General features: G+C 60.8%; 21 protein-coding genes. 9 read left to right on the top strand and 12 right to left on the bottom strand.

The window, feature by feature from the left end; genetic code table 11:
• Positions 1–168 precede the first annotated feature (168 nt).
• From CWS72_RS08915 to CWS72_RS08905, 3 genes are all read left to right on the top strand, one after another.
• Entirely contained in the window at positions 169–1,251 is a 1,083-nt protein-coding gene (locus tag CWS72_RS08915) for an ABC transporter ATP-binding protein (RefSeq protein WP_101250236.1), read from the top strand.
• 11 nt (positions 1,252–1,262) lie between these two features.
• Positions 1,263–2,078: a phosphodiesterase gene (locus tag CWS72_RS08910; RefSeq protein ID WP_101250294.1), complete on the top strand. Its 816-nt coding sequence runs from the start codon at positions 1,263–1,265 to the stop codon at positions 2,076–2,078.
• Positions 2,079–2,196: 118 nt separating this feature from the next.
• Positions 2,197–2,970 carry a TSUP family transporter gene (locus CWS72_RS08905; protein ID WP_101250235.1) on the top strand — a complete coding sequence of 258 codons (774 nt, stop codon included), beginning with the start codon at positions 2,197–2,199 and terminating at the stop codon, positions 2,968–2,970.
• A gap of 83 nt (positions 2,971–3,053) precedes the next feature.
• Here the strand turns inward: CWS72_RS08905 and CWS72_RS08900 are convergent, their stop codons facing one another.
• The 6 genes from CWS72_RS08900 to CWS72_RS08875 all read right to left on the bottom strand — a co-directional run bounded on the left by CWS72_RS08900 (position 3,054) and on the right by CWS72_RS08875 (position 6,535).
• Positions 3,054–4,073, bottom strand: coding sequence for a substrate-binding domain-containing protein (locus tag CWS72_RS08900; protein ID WP_101250234.1), 1,020 nt, complete (start codon positions 4,071–4,073; stop codon positions 3,054–3,056).
• A 104-nt stretch (positions 4,074–4,177) separates the two neighbouring features.
• Positions 4,178–4,525, bottom strand: coding sequence for a carboxymuconolactone decarboxylase family protein (locus CWS72_RS08895; protein WP_101250233.1), 348 nt, complete (start codon positions 4,523–4,525; stop codon positions 4,178–4,180).
• A gap of 177 nt (positions 4,526–4,702) precedes the next feature.
• Positions 4,703–5,125 (bottom strand): DUF6691 family protein, encoded by a 423-nt coding sequence (locus CWS72_RS08890; RefSeq protein ID WP_199175602.1) that lies wholly within the window; start codon positions 5,123–5,125, stop codon positions 4,703–4,705.
• A complete protein-coding gene (locus tag CWS72_RS08885) occupies positions 5,122–5,529 on the bottom strand; it encodes a YeeE/YedE family protein (RefSeq protein ID WP_101250232.1) in 408 nt (135 codons plus the stop codon). The genes CWS72_RS08890 and CWS72_RS08885 overlap by 4 nt, the downstream gene beginning before the upstream one ends.
• An 8-nt stretch (positions 5,530–5,537) precedes the next feature.
• On the bottom strand, positions 5,538–5,732 hold the full coding sequence (locus CWS72_RS08880) for a YgaP family membrane protein (RefSeq protein ID WP_101250231.1): 195 nt from the start codon (positions 5,730–5,732) through the stop codon (positions 5,538–5,540).
• A 122-nt stretch (positions 5,733–5,854) separates the two neighbouring features.
• Positions 5,855–6,535, bottom strand: a complete 681-nt coding sequence (locus CWS72_RS08875; protein ID WP_101250292.1) for a Crp/Fnr family transcriptional regulator — start codon at positions 6,533–6,535, stop codon at positions 5,855–5,857.
• Between the two features lie 209 nt (positions 6,536–6,744).
• Here CWS72_RS08875 and CWS72_RS08870 point away from each other — a divergent pair, with 209 nt between their 5' ends.
• Together CWS72_RS08870 and CWS72_RS08865 are read left to right on the top strand one after the other, a co-directional pair.
• Positions 6,745–7,506 (top strand): hypothetical protein, encoded by a 762-nt coding sequence (locus CWS72_RS08870; protein WP_101250291.1) that lies wholly within the window; start codon positions 6,745–6,747, stop codon positions 7,504–7,506.
• A 209-nt stretch (positions 7,507–7,715) separates the two neighbouring features.
• Positions 7,716–7,916, top strand: a complete 201-nt coding sequence (locus tag CWS72_RS08865) for a hypothetical protein (protein ID WP_101250230.1) — start codon at positions 7,716–7,718, stop codon at positions 7,914–7,916.
• 19 nt (positions 7,917–7,935) lie between these two features.
• On the opposite strand, the gene CWS72_RS08860 is transcribed toward CWS72_RS08865, so the two are convergent.
• The 4 genes from CWS72_RS08860 to CWS72_RS08845 all read right to left on the bottom strand — a co-directional run bounded on the left by CWS72_RS08860 (position 7,936) and on the right by CWS72_RS08845 (position 12,457).
• On the bottom strand, positions 7,936–8,382 hold the full coding sequence (locus CWS72_RS08860; protein ID WP_101250229.1) for an RrF2 family transcriptional regulator: 447 nt from the start codon (positions 8,380–8,382) through the stop codon (positions 7,936–7,938).
• 190 nt (positions 8,383–8,572) lie between these two features.
• Positions 8,573–9,907, bottom strand: coding sequence for an MFS transporter (locus CWS72_RS08855; RefSeq protein ID WP_199175601.1), 1,335 nt, complete (start codon positions 9,905–9,907; stop codon positions 8,573–8,575).
• A gap of 78 nt (positions 9,908–9,985) precedes the next feature.
• Positions 9,986–11,293: an L-fuconate dehydratase gene (locus tag CWS72_RS08850; RefSeq protein WP_101250228.1), complete on the bottom strand. Its 1,308-nt coding sequence runs from the start codon at positions 11,291–11,293 to the stop codon at positions 9,986–9,988.
• 252 nt (positions 11,294–11,545) lie between these two features.
• Positions 11,546–12,457 carry a GntR family transcriptional regulator gene (locus CWS72_RS08845; RefSeq protein WP_101250227.1) on the bottom strand — a complete coding sequence of 304 codons (912 nt, stop codon included), beginning with the start codon at positions 12,455–12,457 and terminating at the stop codon, positions 11,546–11,548.
• A gap of 185 nt (positions 12,458–12,642) precedes the next feature.
• Here CWS72_RS08845 and CWS72_RS08840 point away from each other — a divergent pair, with 185 nt between their 5' ends.
• On the top strand, positions 12,643–13,659 hold the full coding sequence (locus tag CWS72_RS08840; RefSeq protein WP_241911645.1) for a zinc-binding alcohol dehydrogenase family protein: 1,017 nt from the start codon (positions 12,643–12,645) through the stop codon (positions 13,657–13,659).
• A gap of 25 nt (positions 13,660–13,684) precedes the next feature.
• On the opposite strand, the gene CWS72_RS08835 is transcribed toward CWS72_RS08840, so the two are convergent.
• Positions 13,685–14,539, bottom strand: a complete 855-nt coding sequence (locus tag CWS72_RS08835; protein ID WP_158240567.1) for a fatty acid desaturase family protein — start codon at positions 14,537–14,539, stop codon at positions 13,685–13,687.
• 62 nt (positions 14,540–14,601) lie between these two features.
• Here CWS72_RS08835 and CWS72_RS08830 point away from each other — a divergent pair, with 62 nt between their 5' ends.
• Positions 14,602–16,716 carry an ATP-binding protein gene (locus CWS72_RS08830; protein ID WP_158240566.1) on the top strand — a complete coding sequence of 705 codons (2,115 nt, stop codon included), beginning with the start codon at positions 14,602–14,604 and terminating at the stop codon, positions 16,714–16,716.
• 112 nt (positions 16,717–16,828) lie between these two features.
• Entirely contained in the window at positions 16,829–17,212 is a 384-nt protein-coding gene (locus tag CWS72_RS08825; protein WP_101250224.1) for a response regulator, read from the top strand.
• Here CWS72_RS08825 and CWS72_RS08820 read toward each other — a convergent pair.
• Positions 17,193–17,636, bottom strand: a complete 444-nt coding sequence (locus CWS72_RS08820; RefSeq protein ID WP_158240565.1) for a MarR family winged helix-turn-helix transcriptional regulator — start codon at positions 17,634–17,636, stop codon at positions 17,193–17,195. The genes CWS72_RS08825 and CWS72_RS08820 overlap by 20 nt on opposite strands.
• Before the next feature lie 267 nt (positions 17,637–17,903).
• Between CWS72_RS08820 and CWS72_RS08815 the strand changes: the two genes are divergently transcribed.
• Positions 17,904–18,287 (top strand): helix-turn-helix domain-containing protein, encoded by a 384-nt coding sequence (locus tag CWS72_RS08815; RefSeq protein WP_101250222.1) that lies wholly within the window; start codon positions 17,904–17,906, stop codon positions 18,285–18,287.
• Positions 18,288–18,370: the final 83 nt, after the last annotated feature.

Here is an 18,370-nt window from a genome sequence, read left to right as displayed (position 1 = left end):
GCCGGGTGATCCGAAAGGCGCCTTGGTGCCTTGGTGTCTTGGTGGTTTCTAAAAAAGCCGGAGCGCACCGAAACCATCGGGAGGAAAAAGTGCATCTGGCCAATTTCCCACACGCCCCAGTGCAAGGACGCACATTTTGACGAGTATTCCTGCATTCAAGAGCCAACGATGACCTTCAACGACAAAGCTTTGGCCGTGCGCCTGGAAGGCTGCGCCAAGACGTTCCCGGACGGCACGAAAGCGCTCCAGCCGCTCGACCTTTCCATCGGAGCCGGAGAGACGCTGGCTTTCCTGGGACCGTCGGGCTGCGGCAAGACCACACTTCTCCGTTTGATCGCCGGGCTCGACATCCCCGACCCCGGTGGCCGGGTGTGGTTCGACGACCAGGACGTGACGGCAGCGCCGATCGAACGGCGGAAGGTCGGCATGGTGTTCCAAAGCTATGCCCTGTTCCCCAACATGACGGTGGCCGAGAACGTCGGCTACGGCCTCAAGATCGCCGGCATGCCGAGGGAGCGACGCCGCAAACGGGTCGATGAACTGCTGGCCATGATGCGCATCGAGGCGCTGGCCGGGCGCTCCATCGATCAGTTGTCGGGCGGACAAAGGCAACGGGTCGCCCTGGCCCGCGCCATCGCGCCGCGCCCCAGGCTGTTGCTGTTCGACGAACCGCTGACGGCGCTCGACGCCAAACTGCGCGAAACCCTTCGCGTCGAAATCAACGGCTTGCTGCGGCAACTGGGCACCACCGCCGTCTATGTCACCCACGACCAGGCCGAGGCGATGGCCCTGGGCGAGCGGATCGTCGTGATGAGTCACGGCCGCATTGCCCAGATCGGCACGCCGCATCAGATCTATCATCAGCCGTCCGACCTGTTCGTCGCCGAATTCGTCGGCCTGATGAACCGGGTCGACGGTGAATGGAAGGATGGCTGGCTTCATTGCGCCGGAGGACGCATTCCCGCCGGCGCCAACGGCGTCCCCGGATCCGACGGTCCGGGTAACGCCTTGTTCCGCCCCGAACATGCCCGCCTGACCCAAACGGAACGGGCCCATGTCCGGGGAACCTTGAGCGCCGCCTTCTTTCTTGGAGATCGCACCCGCCTTCTGATCGACGGCATCGGTGCCGGGCCGGTCACCGTCGACCTGATGGGGCCGGTTGACCTCGCCGTCGGCGCGACGGTACCGTTGGAAATCCTCTCGCTTACCAGCACGTCTTCTCCGCGGGAGACGGGCGTCATGCCTTCGTGAAGGACGGACCGATGCTGATCGCCCAGATATCCGATACCCATATCAAGACGCCCGGACGGTTGGCCTACGGCCAAGTCGATACCTCGACCGCGCTGACGGCCTGCCTCGCCCATCTCGCACGCCAGGACACTCAACCCGATCTGGTGCTCTTCACCGGGGATCTCGCCGACTTCGGTACGCCGGACGAATACGCCCATTTCAAGCAATTGCTGGCCCCCCTCGGCCTGCCGGTCTATCTGCTGCCCGGCAATCACGACGACCGGGAGGCCATGCGCGCCGCCTGGCCGGACGCGCCTTGGGCCAGGCGCCCCGGCCGTCTGCATTCGGTCATCGAAAACTGGCCGATCCGCATCATCTGCCTGGATACCCTGCGTCCCGGATCGGGGGGCGGTCACCTCGATCCGGAGGACCTTGCCTGGCTGGACTCGACGCTGGCGGAAAAGCCCGGGCAACCGACCATCGTCGCCATGCATCATCCGCCATTTCTTTGCGGCGTCACTCACATGGACGCCATTTCCCTCGACAACGCTCCGGATTTCGCCGCGGTGGTGGCCCGACACCCCCACATCCAGCGGATTCTTTGCGGGCACCTGCACCGTCCGATCCACGCCCAGGTCGGCGGGCGTCCGGTGGTCAGCGCCCCCAGCCCAGCCCATCAGGTGGCCCTTGACCTGGCGCCGGACGCTCCGTCGCGTTTCATCATGGAACCCCCCGGTTATCTTCTGCATCTCTGGGTGCCGAGGTCCGGCCTGGTCACCCATACCATGGTGATCGGCGACTACGGGGCGCGGCATCCCTTCTTCAAGGACGGCAGCCTGATCGACTGACCCCTCTCGACCCGCGATCACGCATGCTGTATCACCTGCCCTGGATTTTCCATTCGCTTCCCTCAGGGGCGCGGCGACGCCCCACCGCGTCGATCGGCGCGCAATCCAGGTGTCTTCAATGGACTTCACACTCCACGGTGACGTGCTCGCTTTGCTGTTTTTCGTGGCCATGGCCGCCGGCTTCATCGACGCCATGGCCGGCGGTGGCGGACTGATCACCATCCCGGCGCTGCTTCTGGTGCAGCTTCCGCCCCTGCTGGCGCTCGGCACCAACAAATTGCAGGGCTGTTCCGGCAGCTTCACCGCAGCCCTCACCATGTTGAAGAAGCGCCAGGTCCGCTTCGCCGACGTCCGGGTCCCGTTCATCGCCGCCTTCCTCGGGGCGGCGCTCGGCACCATCGCCGTACAGCAGATCAACCCCAAGGCCCTGGACGCCATCATTCCGCTGATCCTGCTGGGAATCGGCTTCTATTTCCTGCTGGCTCCCAATGCCGGGGAGGTTGACGGCAAACCCCGGCTCGGCGGCGGCCTCTATCGTTTCGTGCTGGTGCCGATCATCGGCTTCTATGACGGCTTCTTCGGACCGGGGACGGGATCCTTCTTCTCGCTGGTCGGCGTCTCGCTCCGTGGACAGAGCCTGATCGGCGCGACGGCGGTCGCGAAGGTCCTGAACTTCGCCACCAACATCGCCTCGCTCATTCTGTTCATCGCCGGCGGCAAGGTGCTCTGGCTGGTCGGCATGGTGATGGTCTGCGGCCAGGTCATCGGCGCCTACGCCGGCACGCACGCGGCCATCAAGGGCGGCGCGCGCCTGATCCGCCCGCTCATCGTCGTCGTCTGCTTCTCGATGGTCGGCCGTTATTTCTGGCAGAAAGGCTTTCTGCCGTTTTAAACAGGAAACCCGGCGCGGGAGATGTCCCCGCGCCGGGTTTGAAAAGGAACCGGCACCCGTGAAACACGAGCGCCGGAAGTCAATCACAGGGCCAGATTGCTCAGATCCTTGCCCTTCGCCGCTTCCGCCTTGCGCTGGTCGTCAGGCATGGCGATCAGGCCCTTGCTCGCCAGATAACCGTTCTTGCCCCACGCCTTCTCGGAGGTGAATTCGGCAATGTATTCCTTGATGCCGGGGATCACGCCGACGTGGCTCTTCTTGACGTAGAAATAGAGCGGACGGGACACCGGATATTTGCTGCTGGCGATATTCTCGTAGGTCGCGGTCTGGCCGTCGACGGTCGCCGCCTTGATCTTGTCGCCATTCTGATCGAGATAGCTGAAGGTCAGGACACCGACGGCGTGCGGCTGGCTCTGCAGCTTCTGCATGACCAGGCTATAGTCTTCCGAAACCTCGATGAAGGCGCCGTCTTCGCGCACCGCATCACAGGCCACCTTCTTGGCATCGCCGGAGAGCGCCTTGATCTCGGGGAACTTGGGGCAGGCCTCGTCCATCACCAGCTCGACCAGGGCGTCGCGGGTGCCATGGTTGGAGGCGGGGCCGAAGACGACGATGGCTTCAGCCGGCAGGGAGGGATCGACGTCGCTCCACTTCTTATAGGGGTTGGGCACCAGCTTGCCGTCAACGGGGACAGTCTTGGCGATCGCCTTGAAAATCTGTTCCTTGGTCAGGGCATATTTCGGACCGGCCTTGGCATTGGCGATCACGATGCCGTCGTATCCGATGACGATTTCGGTGATGTCCTTGACGCCGTTGGCGGCACAGGCCGCCACTTCGCCGGCGGTAACGCGGCGGGAGGCGTTGGTGACGTCGGGAGTGTTCTCATCGGCGCCAGCACAGAACAGCTTGAAGCCGCCGCCCGATCCGGTGCTTTCGACCACCGGCGTCTTGAAGCCGGATGTCTTGCCGAAATTCTCGGCAACGGTCGTGGCGAAGGGATAAACCGTCGAGGAACCGACGATCCTGATCTGATCGCGGGCCTCGGCATTGGCCGTCAGGGCCACCGTCGCCATGGCGGCGAAAACGAACATCTTGGCATTCATAACCGGAATTTCCTGGCTGTGGAAAAAGACGGGCACATACTGCCTCTTTCCTCCTCCACAGCCACGTGACACTCCGATGACAAGATGAATCCTGTAAAGGTCTATCAGTCGGCGGCGCTGAACTGATCGAAGGCCTCCAAGGCCTGGGCGCCATAGATGACCGAGGGGCCACCGCCCATGTAGATGGCCATGCCGATGGTCTCGAGAATTTCCTCGCGCGCGGCGCCATGTTTGCGGGCGGCCTTGGCATGGAAGGCCAGACAGCCGTCACAGCGGGCGGCGACGCCGAGGGCGAGGGCGATCAGTTCCTTGGTCTTCGGCGACAAGGCCGCGTCGGTGGACACGGCGGCGTCCATGGCGCGGAACGCCTTCATCACATCGGGAATGCCCGTATGCAGCTTGGCGATGGCCCCGCCCAGGTCGCCCGCGATCTTCTGCCAATCCTTAACCATCGTGCTCTCTCCTTATTATAACGGCCCTTGAAGTCATCAGTGTTGAGTTTCCGCATCCGCGGAAACCCTGGCTCAGACGCCACTCGGGCTTAGTGCCCGCGACCACCACGTCGGCGCGGTTATCGCGGAACGGGCCCTTAGCGGCGAACAGCCCAGATCAACGGCTCGCCGGGATAATCAATGAATGATGGGAATTCTCCGGATCGCTTTTACCAGGATCATGCCGACCGCCATGGCGACGACGAACGGCAGCACCCGCCCATCCAGGGCGAGATCGGCGATGGCCGGCCCGGGGCACAACCCGGCCAACCCCCATCCGATGCCGAAGATGATGGAGCCACCGATCAGACGGGCGTCGATCACCTTCGAAGGCGGTTCGGGCAAAGGCGAGCCCGACAGAGAAACGCCCCGACGGCGTCCCAGATAATAGAATAACGCGGTCATCGGGATCGCCGCCGCCATCACACCTCCGAGGCTGGGATCCCATGCCCCGGTGATATCGAGAAAGCCAAGAACCTTGGCGGGGTCGACCATCCCCGACAGTGCCAGGCCGGCCCCGAACAGCAGGCCGGCGACGACAGCAACGACACTCCGCATCATGATCCGATCACTTTCACCAGGATGACGGTCAGCGCGGCGCTCGCCATGAAAAACGCGGTCGCGGCCAAAGAACGCCGCGCCCCCCTGGCCAGCCCGCAAACCGCATGGCCACTGGTGCATCCATTGGCCAGGCGAACGCCGATCCCGACAAGCAGACCGGCGAAAAGCAGCCTGGGCGTGGGAACCAGGGCAAGGGATCTGGCCGGATCGGCAAGAACCAGCGCGCCAACCAGCAAGCCTGCGAAAAACAGCACGGACTCCGACGCCCGGGCCGGCCAGCGACCGAGCAGCGATTGGGCAAGACCGCTGATGCCCAGAATCCGTCCGTTGACCAGATAGAACAGACCCGCCGCCAGGCCAATCAAGCAGCCGCCGGCCAAGGCCAACACGATGTCATGCCACATGACGGATTTCAGCTTTTCGGTCGGGGACAGGTCCGCAGCCCCAATAGGGCATAGGCAGGGCAAAAGGAAACCGCCGCCGTCGCCAGAGGCAAGACGCCGATCCAGGCCCACAGCGGCCCGCCGAGAAGAGCCCAGATGATCAAAGCTAATCCGAGCACGGCCCGGGCGGCTCGATCGATAAGACCGATATTTTTTCCGAACATCCGCGTGGTCCTCCACCATCAAGGAGCCGAGAAACGATGCGTCATCGTTTCATGAGCCCTTGGTTGCTTGGAATAACGACGGAGAGGAGACCATCCAAAAGGGGCCTCCGTCTGTAACCTAGTCACAGGAGGGAGCGGGGATCGCTCACGGCCGCCAATGCGTCCGGCTGCAAGAGTACGATGGATCCGCGCCCCAGCTTCACCCAACCGCGGCGTTCGAAATCCTTCAACTGACGGCTGACCACCTCGCGGGCGGTCCCCAATTCGACCGACAGCGTCTGATGGGTGGTCCGGATCGCTCCCTCCCTGACGGGCTGATCGAGCAGTATCTGGGCGAGACGAACATCGATACGGCCGAAAGCCACCTCCTGGAGCAGACACAGCAGATCGGCCAGACGCTGACCGCAGGCACCGAAGACGAAACGTCGGAAAACCGCCGACCGCCCGAGCAGATCGTGGAACAGGGCATCGCCGACGACGGCCGCTCGAACCTCGGTTTCAGCGACGCCTTCGGCACTATAGGCCTCGCTGGCCATCAGGCAGGAGGTGGTCAGGATGCAACTTTCGCCGCTTTCCACCCGATAGAGCACCATCTCGCGTCCTGACGCGGCGACCTTCTGGACGCGGACCTTGCCATGCAGCAACAGCAGGAAATTGTCGCAAAGCTCTCCTTCGCGGAACAGGACCGTCCCCGCCGGCAGAGTGACCAGCCGGGCGCCGTCCCTCAGCGAGCGAGCGGTCTCGGCGTCCAGTGCCTGGAATTGAGGAAAAAGAGGTAGCCAGTCTGATTTTACGGTCTTCATTTGGAAAATATGCGCTTTCAATGGGCCTTTCGCCAGATCGCCCTTTGCGCGCGGAAAGATCCAAGAACCGGCAACTCCCTCGCGAAAGGCATAGCGATGGACGTTTCCCTCCCTCAAAACATCTGTGCTATGTTATTTCAATTAGTAATAACATGAAATTAATGCTGATTATGGCGGCTGCGCTTTCTCATGTCTGGACGGCTACCACGATGGCGGATGCCCGAAGGACCTTGTGGAATCATTTCATCCTGGCACGGGCGCTGGGACGAATGGCCAGGATGACCGCTGCCCAGGCGGCCGATGGCGCCATTCCGTTCTGCTATGTGGACACCCATGCCGGTTCGGGCCGTATTCCCAAACCCGGTCCACTCCTCGATCGTCTGTTCGCCGAACGGCGTTCCTTTGCCGCCGATGATTATTTCGCCGGGCTGGAACCGCATCTACCGGACGATGAGCATCCCGGCTCCTGGGTGCTGGCAGGGCGGGTGATCGGGTCGGCCGGCGGCGAACGCCTGGTGGTCGAAATCGACGTTAATGACATCGACGCGACCCTGGTCGCCAAGGGACGGGGCTACCGCGAGGGAACCTGGGTCCGCTTCTGGAGCCTGGACTGGTTTTCGTTCCTGCGCTCGCAACTCTCGCTGCGGGCGGCCCCCGATTTCGTCTTCATCGATCCGCCGGCGGACGACGCCCGCGACCCCACTTTTGCCATCGATGCGGCGTTGCTGCTGGAGACTCTCAAGGTTCCCTACATGATCAGCTATGCCATCGACGCCCCGCAGGCGCCGATCGACCAGATCGGCCGCACCGGGCTGGAACTGATGACGGAAGATGGCGGAACCGGCATTCTGCTGGGCGGTGGCGCCGAGACACTGCTTCTCGACATCCTGCCCGACTTGCGTCTGCTGGCGGGTCTGCTGGGCGGGACCTTCACCACCCGCCTGCCCCGTCATGATGATTACAGCATCTGAGCGCACAACGGCCGGACGTTTATGGAATTTTGATGAATTCCCCCGTCGAAGCCTTACGGGGAAAGGCCCTACAGTTGCCGATGACGCTTCTCGGGCCAAGCACGCAGAGGCGTGCGCCAAGGCCAAGGGCTTGAACAACAAGCCGCAAAACGTTCTGGAAACAGGAGATCCGTCACGCTTGCCGACGGCCTGGACTACGGAGATGGAAAATGTGGGTTCGTCAACTGCGCGATTTGATCGGCCAATATCGCCAGGCCCTGCTGATCGCGGCAGGTGTCATGGCCATCGCCTGGCCCCTGTCCCGACATCTCAATAACGGCGACGAGGCCTCCCGCGCGCTCGTCCGGGTCTATGACAACACCCCGCACTTCGAATGGCGGCTGGTCGAAAAGCCCCATCCGACGCGATGACGCCCGCCCGGAAGGGCGATCAGATTTCGTAATTGAGAACGGCCGGAGGTCGCGGCGCGGTCGCCATATCGCGTAAACTGGTGTTGTCGAGAATTTCGGCCGTCGCGTCGCGCACACGCTGCATGACCCGCCGGATCAGGCAGGCGTCTTCGCTGGTGCAGTCGGTGCAAGGACGATAGGCGGTCTGACTGACGCAGGCCACCGGCGCAATGGGTCCGTCCAGAATACGCACGATCTGCCCGACCATCACCTTGGACGCGGGGCGGGCCAACATATATCCCCCCCCCTTGCCCTTCTTGCTGGACAACAGACCGTTGTTCTTCAGTTCGAGCAGGATGGTGTCGAGGAACTTCTTGGGAATTCGCTGACTTTCGGCAATATCCGCCACCAGAATACCGCCCTCACCTTCCCGTTCGGCCAGATAGAGCGCCGCCTTGAGACCATATTTCGCTTTTGCCGAAAGCATTCTAGCCCTTCTCCGTGGCCCGCGAGAGTGCCTCAGCGGCGTTTCTCATGTCAATGTCCGCGCGTGAAGCGCAAATTTCGCAGGCGAAGTCGAAGCGCCCTCAATATCATCTTGCGGGATGAAAAAGAAGAAGCGTGTCCCGATTACGCGGAACACGCTTCTTTTTTCTTACACGGAAACCGTTCGGCAATCAGGCGGTTTCCACCTCGGAGCCGACCGCCACCGGCTTGGCCGCCGGCTGATGGGGAAGAGTGCACATCAGCAACACGCTGACGAAGCACAGGATGGCCACCACCAGGAAGCCGGTATTGGTGTTTCCGGAAAGGGTGTCGGCATAGGCTTTGATCTGCGGCGAAACGAAGCCGCCCAGATTACCGATGGACACGATGAAGGCGATCCCGCTGGCGGCGCCCGTTCCCCCCAGATAACGGGTGGGCAGGCTCCAGAACACCGGCTGGCAGGCCACCAATCCGGGAATGGCGATGCAGAAGGCGAGAACCGTCAGGACCGGAGTGGTGATCACCGACAGCGAGGCGAAAGCCAGAATGCCGGCCGCCAGCATGCAGGTGGCGACCACGCGGTGATTGTCGTGGCGATCGGCGAATTTGGTGGCCAGACGCATGGCGAAGATGGTGCAAAGCCATGGAACCGACAGCAGCAGACCGACCATGAAATTAACCTGCCCGCCCATCGAGGAGGCGAGCTTCGAGGGAAGATAGAAGGCCAGGGGCGCATTGCCGATCTGGATGCAGAAATATATGGCGATGAACAGCAGGACACGGCCGCTTTTCAACACGCCGAACACCGAGTTGGGGGCGTTCTTCACCTTGACCGCCTCTTCCGCCTCGATTTCCGAGATCAGCGCGGCCCGCTCGTCCTCGGCCAGCCATTTGGCCGTTTTCGGACGGCTGTCCAGGTAAAAGAAGGCGATGACGCCGACGACCGAAGCCGACAGCCCCTCGACGATGAACATCCATTGCCAGTTGGTGAAGCCGAACATGCCGTGCATATCCAGCAGGTAGCCCGAAAGGGGGCTGCCGAACAGCATGGCCAAAGGCACGCCGAAATAGAACAAGCCCAAGGCGCGGGAACGCTGCTTGGCCGGGAACCAATAGGTCAGGAACAGAATGACGCCGGGGAAGAAACCGGCTTCGGACGCTCCCAGCAGGAACCTTACGACATAAAAGGAGGTTTCGGTCGTCGCGAAAATCATGGAGGCGGAAACCATGCCCCAGGTCACCATGATCCGGCTCATCCAGATCTTCGCGCCGATCTTGTGCAGGATCAGATTGCTGGGCACTTCGAAGATGGCGTAGCCGATGAAGAAGATGCCGGCACCGAAGGCATAGGCGGCATTGCTGATGCCCGTATCTGCCTGATAGGCGATCTTGGCAAATCCGACATTGGCCCGATCGACGAAGGACAACGCATACATGAGGGCCAGGAATGGAAGCAGCCGTACCGCCGATTTTTTGATCGCCCTCGCCAGGGCGTCCGCGTGAACCGTCGCCGTCGTAGTCATCATTTCCTCCGTTTGACGATGCCCCGGTCCATCACCCGATGGCGGCGGCATTTTTTTATTTTGCTTCAGTAGGATGGAGCTTCAGGAGATCCACTCCGCGCCGTGCGGATAGGCGAAGCGGTCCAGGGACTGCTCCTTCATCGTGACGCTGTATCCGGGAAGCTTGGGCGGCATGTAGCGGCCGCGCCTGATCACGATCGGTTCCACGAAATTCTCGTGAAGATGATCGACATATTCCAAAACCCGGTTTTCCAGGGATGCCGCCACCGCGATGTAATCGAACAGAACGATGTTCTGGGAATACTGGCAAAGGCCGACGCCACCGCCATGCGGGCAGACCGGAACCCCGAACTTCGCTGCCATCAGAACCACGGCGAGAACCTCGTTCAGGCCACCCAGGCGGGCCGGATCCAACTGGCAGAAATCGAAAGCCTTGGCCTGGAAGAACTGCTTGAACATCACCCGGTTATGGGCATGTTCCCCGGTGGCCACGCCGATGGGATGGATGCGCCGGCGAATCTCGGCATGCCCCAGAACGTCGTCGGGACTGGTCGGTTCCTCGATCCACCAGGGATCGAACGCCGCCAGCTTGCGCATGTTCTCGACGGCCTGATCGACATCCCATGTCTGGTTGGCGTCCATCATCAGTTTGCGGTCCCACCCCAGTTCCTCGCGCAGGATGCGGGCCCGGCGGAGATCCTGTTCGATATCCGCGCCGACCTTCTGCTTGAGATGAGTCCAGCCGTCGGCCACCGCCGCGCGCGCCAGGGTGCGCATCTTCTCCTCGGAATAACCGAGCCACCCGGCAGCCGTGGTATAGCCGGGGAAACCCTGTTCCAGCATTTCACGTTCGCGGGCCGCCTTGCCGGGTTCCACCCGGCGCAGAAGGGCGATCGCCTCCTCGGGCGTGAGCACGTCGGTCAGATAGGTGAAGTCGACGCAGCGGACCAATTCTTCCGGCGACATGTCGACCAGCAGCTTCCACACCGGCTTGCCGGCCTGCTTGGCCCAAAGGTCCCAAATCGCATTGATGATGGCCGCCGTGGCCAGATGAATGACGCCCTTTTCGGGACCGACCCATCGCAACTGGCAGTCACCGGCGACGATCTCATGCCAATAAGCGCCGAAATTGGCGGTGATGTCCTCCAGCGTCCGGCCGACAACGAACAGCTTCGCAAGCGACTTCACCGCCTCCACGCACAGTTCGTTGCCGCGTCCGATGGTGAAGGTCAGGCCATGGCCCTGCAAACCCAGGGAAGAATCGGTTTCCAACGTCACATAGGTGGCCGAATAGTCCGACGTGGCGTTCATCGCGTCGGATCCGTCGAGGCTTTTCGATGTGGGGAAACGGATATCTCGGGCTGTGACCCTGGTGATCGTCGTGGACATTTCATTCTCCGATAACCGGGGGGCGGGCCCGCTCAATCAGGCCTCTAACCCCATCCGATGTTGTTCTCTAATGATTAAAAACATAAAAATTCACCACATCTCAATATGTTTTTTAATGACAAAATGTATTTGAAAAAACCACAATGGCTTATCAACACTCGTTTTAAGTGAATAATTCGGAAGAACACCGCCATCGCGCGATCAACGCCCGTCCGATATTTCGGAAAACGATCAGCCGCCGAAATAGGCGGATCAGCCCCCGGTGAGGGCGGTGGGGGAGAGGGTGATGGAACTGAGCATGGTGGCGCGAACCGTCCGCATATGAGCCCGGGCGGCCGTCAGACAGGCTTCCCGATCCCCGCTTTTCAGCGCCGCGATATAGGCGAGATGCTCCTGGATCGCCACAATATTGCGTTCTTTTTCATCCGCCTTGTTCCACAGGTAATGATAATGAAAGACAATTCTCATTGTGGCATGGAAATTATCCATGAACCTGTTATGCGATGCACTATAGATAAGACGATGAAACCGTTCGTCGAGTTCCGAAAAATCACAGAATCTCGTCTCTATTTCAGAGAGAAGAAGTATGTGCTGACGCTCCAAAATATCTAATTTTTTCCATACAGGATGAGCTTTATCCAATTCGCAATACTGTTGAGCCGCCCTTAATTCAAAAAGTTCACGAACATCGCAGAGCTCCTCGGCAAAGTCGTTATTGAACCCGAGAAAGACCCAACTGCTGTTGGGCATCCGTTGAATAAATCCATAATGGCTAAATCTATTAAGATATTCTCGAATGGCTGAAGGCGAAACACCAAACTGCCTGGCCAGATCAAGTCCATTTATGTGCTGACCCGCACGGCAATCACCACGCAGAGTCCACTCCATAAACTTTCTCTCAATAATTTCCTCGACGGATTCCGTCTGAAAGTCTGGAAAATACTCTACTTCTTCTGGATAGCGGGTCACAATTTTTTGCCGTCCCGCCACCGTTACGATGCCGGCGTCGATAAGCGCGTCGAGAATTGAACGAACGGTGGTCCGGCTGATCGCCAGCGATTGGGCCAAAGCCGTCTCCGGCCCCAGGTCGTCACCGATCCGGCGCTCCGCGATGCCGGCCAGGCAGCGGTTATAGGCACGTTTAAAAATTGTATTCGTCTTCATTGCCGTACGCCCTCGCTCTCAAAATAGAGACGCACAAGCCGGTTGTTTTTTACAGAAAGATTTTAGTCGTTAAAAAACATTTTGACAACTGACCGGTCAAATTGTTTTTTATCGATAATAGTTTTTTAGCCGGAGGGCGGTATCCACAAAAAGTGATCCGCTTCCGGGAACGGGAGAGTTCGGAAATGAAAGCTTTGATGATCGAGGGCGTTAACGCCTGCGCACTCCACGAGGTGGAGGATCCTCTGCCGGGTCCGGGCGAGGTGCTGCTGGCGGTTCGTCACGTCAGCTTGTGCGGATCCGATCTCGCCACCTTCAAGGGGCTGAATCCGCTGGTCGAACTTCCCCGGATTCCCGGCCACGAGATCGGCGGCGAGATCGAGGCCGTCGGCCCCGGCGTTCCCGCCGCCTTTGCCCCCGGCAAACGGGCGATCGTCGTTCCCTATACCAGTTGCGGGACCTGTCCGTCCTGCCGCAAGGGACGATTCAACGCCTGCCGCAGCAACCGCACGCTCGGCGTCCAGCAAAATGGCGGATTGGCCGAACGGATCGCGCTGCCTTATGGGAAGTTGATTCTGAACGACACCCTCGCCCCCCGTCATCTGGCCCTGGTGGAACCGCTGTCGGTCGGCTTCCACGCGGTGAGGCGCGGCCGGGTGGAAGCCACGGACAAGGTGGTCGTCATCGGTTGCGGCATGATCGGCATGGGTGCCATCGCCGGCGCGGCTCATCGCGGCGCCGAAGTGATCGCCATCGACATCGGAGCCGCCAAGACGGATCTGGCCAAACGCTACGGCGCCCGCCATACCATCGACGCGAGGGACGAGAACGTCATCGAGCGCGTGATGGAATTGACAGCGGGGGATGGGGCCGATGTCGTCATCGAGGCGGTGGGACTGCCCGCCACCTTCACCCAGGCCATCGATCTCGCCGGGTTCTCCGGGCGCGTCGTCTATATCGGCTATGCCAAGGAGCCCGTCTCCTACAAGACCCAGTTCTTCAATCTGAAGGAACTGGACATCATGGGCTCGCGCAACGCCACGGCGGCGGATTTCGAAGACGTCATCACCTATCTGGAGAACCGCTCCGAATCACCGGACGATCTCATTTCCAAGGTTTTCCTTTTCAACGACGCCGCCAAGGCCCTGCCCTACTGGGCCGCAGAACGGGACCGGACGGTCAAGGTCATGATCGAGCGCTGAGTTTCGCTGCGAGCGATAGGCGCCATCAAATGGCGTCAACCGGAGAGGCTCCGCCGTGCGCGCGGCGGAGCTGTCTCCAGGTCTCCAACGGACCGGAGGATAAATCCGCAGTCTCGATCTGATCGAGTTGAATGTGGGCAACCGGCAGATTGAACCATGGTACCGCCGGAAAACGGTGATGCGCCGCGTGGTAGCCCTTGTTGTGCTGAAACCAGTTCAGCACGGGATGCAACCGGGTCCGAACCCCCGCCACGGTGTTGTAGTGATCGGCGATCTCGGACCAGTAAAAGAACGCGTACCGGCACCAGAGCAAGGGCACAACCCAATACAACAGAAATGGCCCCAGCAGGCCGGTGGCCCAAGCGACAGCGAAAGCCACCCCCCAGGCTGTCGCCAGACGCCGGGCGCTTTTAGGCGATAATCCGCGCAATTGCCGAAGATAATGCCATGCGGGCCAGCCGATCAGGGGCCGCAAAAGCCAGACCCAGGCGATATTATGCGGACGATCTAATCCGAAGCGTCGATAATCCTCGACAAGATAATCTCCGGACTTGCCCAGTTGGCCATGGTGGCGCAGATGTTCGGTCTTGAACGCCTCCATGGTGCGCAGGAAGGGCAATCCATAGACAACGTCCAGCCGCTCGTTGAGTTTCCTCTCGGCAAACAAATTGCCATGCGCCCCCTCATGCAGCAGGGCATCCCCCAAAGCATATTGGAACGCCCCGATCACCCACAGGGCGGCAATCGTCACCAGCGGATTCCCTGCCCATTGCGCGATGGCGATGGCGGCGAAAATCCCCACCCAATCCCGCAGAATGGCGAAGACCGCCTTCCGCCCATCGCGCACCGTCAAGGTCTTGATCACCGCCGCGTCAATCATGAACTCTCCCTTTCCAGACCCTAAACATGTGGCGCGCGACGGCATTCGGAAAGGGGGGAGCATTGCGGAAAGGAATTGGCGGCGTTAAACAAGACCATCCTGCGAGCGAGGCGACGCTGAAACAGATCATCGAGCGCAAATGCGTGAAAGCCTGGGCCGCCATCCGCTTATCGCCGATGACTTGGGGCTCCTGGTCGCTGCTGATCCTGATCTGGGGCGGCGCCCTTCTCGCCGCGGTCTATCTGCGCAACGCCGCCATCAAGGATGCGGAGACCGATATCCGCAACATGACCCGGGTCATCGCGGCGGAAAGCGAAGTGGTGTTCCGCGATACGGAAACGATCCTGCTCGCCACCCGCCATATCATTGAAAGCGACAACGGGTTCGAACTGGCCAAGGCCGAACAACTGCTCACCTCCCGCCAGGCACTCGCGCCCTATCTTCATTCCGTCTCCATCGTCGATGCCGAGGGGCGTTTCCGTTATCTCAACAACTTTCCCCAGCCGGCGGACGATCACACAGTGACGACCCGGGAGTGGTTCGCCTCGACCCGGGATACGCCGACACGCGACCTGATCATTTCTCCACCGATGAAAAGCAGCTTTTCACCGGGAAGTTGGCTTATCCCCTTGAGCCTGCGCCTGGAAAACCCCGATCACAGTTTCCGCGGCGCCGTCATGGCGGCCCTGGATCCGGCGTTTTTCATGGCCCTGTTCCGCGACTTGGATCTGGTCAGCGGCAGCGCCGTCACCCTGCTCCGCCGCGACAGCATGGTCCTGTCGCGAAATCCTTTTGACGAGACCCTTCTCGGAAAAAGGCTGTTGAACGGCCACATCTCCCGCATGTTGCAGAGCAATAAGGTCGCGGTTTCCCGGAATATCAGCGTGGTGACCGGCGATGCCCGCGTTCTCGGCGGACGCGTGCTCGACAGCTTTCCCGTCTTCGTGGCGATCTCCATGCCGGAGGCCGCCATTCTGACGGTCTGGCGCGCCCAGATGATCCTGATCATCGCCGCGACCCTCATCATCTCTCTCTTGCTGCTGGTCGTCATGTATCAATCCGACCAGACGGCCCGGCTCGATGCCAAGAGCGAGGCGATGCAGTCCCTGATCGACGCCAGCCCCAGATCTCTCGCCACGTTGCGGCGCTCCGCCGAAGGGCCCTTCGTCATCGACGCCGCCAATTCCCATTTCGCCGACCTTTTCGGCCGTTCCCTGCCCGATATTCTCGACCAGCCGCTTCGCCCCCTTCTGGAGGGCGCCTCATCGAGTCCTCTGCCCCATTCCATCGACGATCCGAAGGGAGTGCGCTGCGAAATCATTCTCGACACGCCCCACGGCCCCACCGAGACGCAACTGCTGTTCACCCCGGTCGAAGGCAAAAACGCCCCGCCCGGTTCCATTCTGGTCACCACCCTCGACATGGCGGCCAGACGCTCGGCGGCGCTGCGTGAATCCGAGCGCCATCTGTTCGAGGCACTGGGACGCATGGCCGGACAGATCGCCCACGAAATCAACAATGTCTTGCAACCGATCCTGAGCCACGCCTCCCTGGCGCTGCATGCCGCCCCCGACAACGAACAGGCCGCGACACATCTGCACGAGATCCAGAAAGGCGTTCGCGCCGGGAGGGAGATCGTGCGCTCGGTCCTGACACTGGCGGGAAACAAGACCGTGTCCCGCGAACAGCGATCGGTGGAAGAGGAATTACGCGGCGCCCTCGACCTGATCAGACCCACCGTCCCGGATCGTATCACGCTTGACACCGATCTCCATGCCACCGGCTGGCGGGCCCCCTTGGCATCGGGAGAGATGTTTCAGATCCTCAGCAATCTGGTGCGTAACGCCATAGATGCCATCGAGGGATCGGGCACTATTCGCATCGAACTCACCCCTTGCGAGATCGACCTGATCGAATCGGTCGTCCTCGGTCTGTCACCCGGCAACCATGTGCAATTGCTGGTGATCGACACCGGTGCCGGCATGGAGCGCGAGATCGTACTCCGGGCTCTCGATCCTTTTTTCACCACCAAGCCTTTCGGAAAAGGCGTCGGACTGGGTTTGTCGACCGTGCAAAGCATCGTCGCCAGTTTCGAGGGAAGCATCAGCTTGTCCTCCACCCTCGGCAAGGGAACATCCATAAGGATTCTTTTCCCCAGTGAGAAATCCCTGTGCTAGGTTTCCATCAAGGGCGCGTTGAGAAGCGCCACGTCCTATTCTCTATTATTGAACCGCGGACGGAGATGGCGGGGTCCATTCCCGGCAAAGCAGCTTAAAGAGATCGAACGAAATGGCGAAAATATTGGTCGTGGAAGATGCCGACGCGGTGCGACGCGCCATCGTCGCGGTCCTCGCCACCCTTGGTGGGCACGACGTGCTGTCGGCCGCCGACGGTGGATCGGCACTGGAAATCCTCGACCAACAGGAAATCGATCTGGCGATTACCGATATCTGGATGCCGGGAGAAGACGGTATCGCCTTCCTGAGAAAGGCCAAGGCCAAGCGTCCCGACCTGCCGGTCATCGTCGTGACCGGAGGCGGCCCGGCCTTCCCGCCGATCGAACTGTCGCTTTCCGTGGTCGAAGCGCACGGAGCCGACGCCGTTCTGATCAAGCCGTTCGAAGACGCAGACCTCCTGGCTGCCGTCGCGCGGCTCACGCGCCATCCGTCTTGAACGGCTTGGGAAACAGCTCGAACAGAACTTTTTCCAGAAGATCCCGTAACGACGCCTGCTCCTCATGATCAAGAGTGTGCAGCGCGTTCGCCAGGGCGGCCAACGGATCGCGGTTCAGCAAGTCCAGTCCGGCCTGGCTCAAGGACACCACGCGGATACGGCTATCACCAAGATCCGGCTCCGTTCTCACCAGCCCCTTGGTCAACAAAAGCTGGATGGTCCGCGACGCGGAACTGACGTTGACGCCCGTGTAAGCGGCCAACCCGCTGACCGTTCGTGCAGATGAACCCGCCTTGGCAAAGTAGCGCAAGGCCGACCACTGGACCGGGGCCAGCTCTCTCGTAAAGCAGAGATTCTGGACCTGACGCCCCAATTGCTCGACCAAAGCCGCGATCGCCAAAGCGGAGGCGTTGTTTGGCCTCACGCGATTGTCCCCTAAGGCTGTGTCGGACTCATTCATAGCACTGCTTCAACTTTTGCGCACCGGAAGCGTTATGCAGGGCAGCCCAACTCTCGGTCACATGTTTGCATATTGCAAGTATATGCCTTTCGCGCTATTCTCCATGCGTGCCGTATGACGTGAGCGCGAGTTCACGTTTTTTTTCGGCCAGAGATAACAACCTATGGATGCCGACCGGGTCCGCGATCCCCCTATCGCCCCCCCCTGGGCCGGCTTAAGGATAGAATTACGATGGCAAACACACCGACCCGTCCCCGGGCCAATGACGCGGATCATTATGTCGGCGCCCGCATTCGTGAACGCCGCATTATGCTGGGTCTTTCCCAACAGCAGATGGCCGACCTGATCGGAGTTACCTATCAGCAGGCGCATAAGTACGAACGCGGCATCAATCGGATTTCCGCCGGACGCCTTCATCAGACCGCGCATGTTCTGGGCGTGCCGGTCGGCTATTTTTTTGAAGGACTGGATGAGCAGCGCAACCAGGATCTGACATCCCGGCAGCGCATGTGCCTGGAACTGGCCAGGAACTTCTCAAGCATCGTCAACGAACGCCACCAGGAGGCCTTGAGCCAGCTGGCCCGCGCCCTGGCCGCCGAATCCGCGGCGTCCTGAAACTCCACCGGTTCAGCACAAGGAACCGCCGCCATCGCCGAGGCGGGCTTGCCTCTTCGAGCCCGCCTCCCGGCACCTGGTCC

The sequence above is a fragment of the Telmatospirillum siberiense genome (genome assembly GCF_002845745.1).
Taxonomy (GTDB): domain Bacteria; phylum Pseudomonadota; class Alphaproteobacteria; order Rhodospirillales; family Magnetospirillaceae; genus Telmatospirillum; species Telmatospirillum siberiense.
The sequence above is the reverse complement of the archived record's forward strand: the minus strand, read 5'-3'. Positions and strand labels throughout refer to the sequence as shown.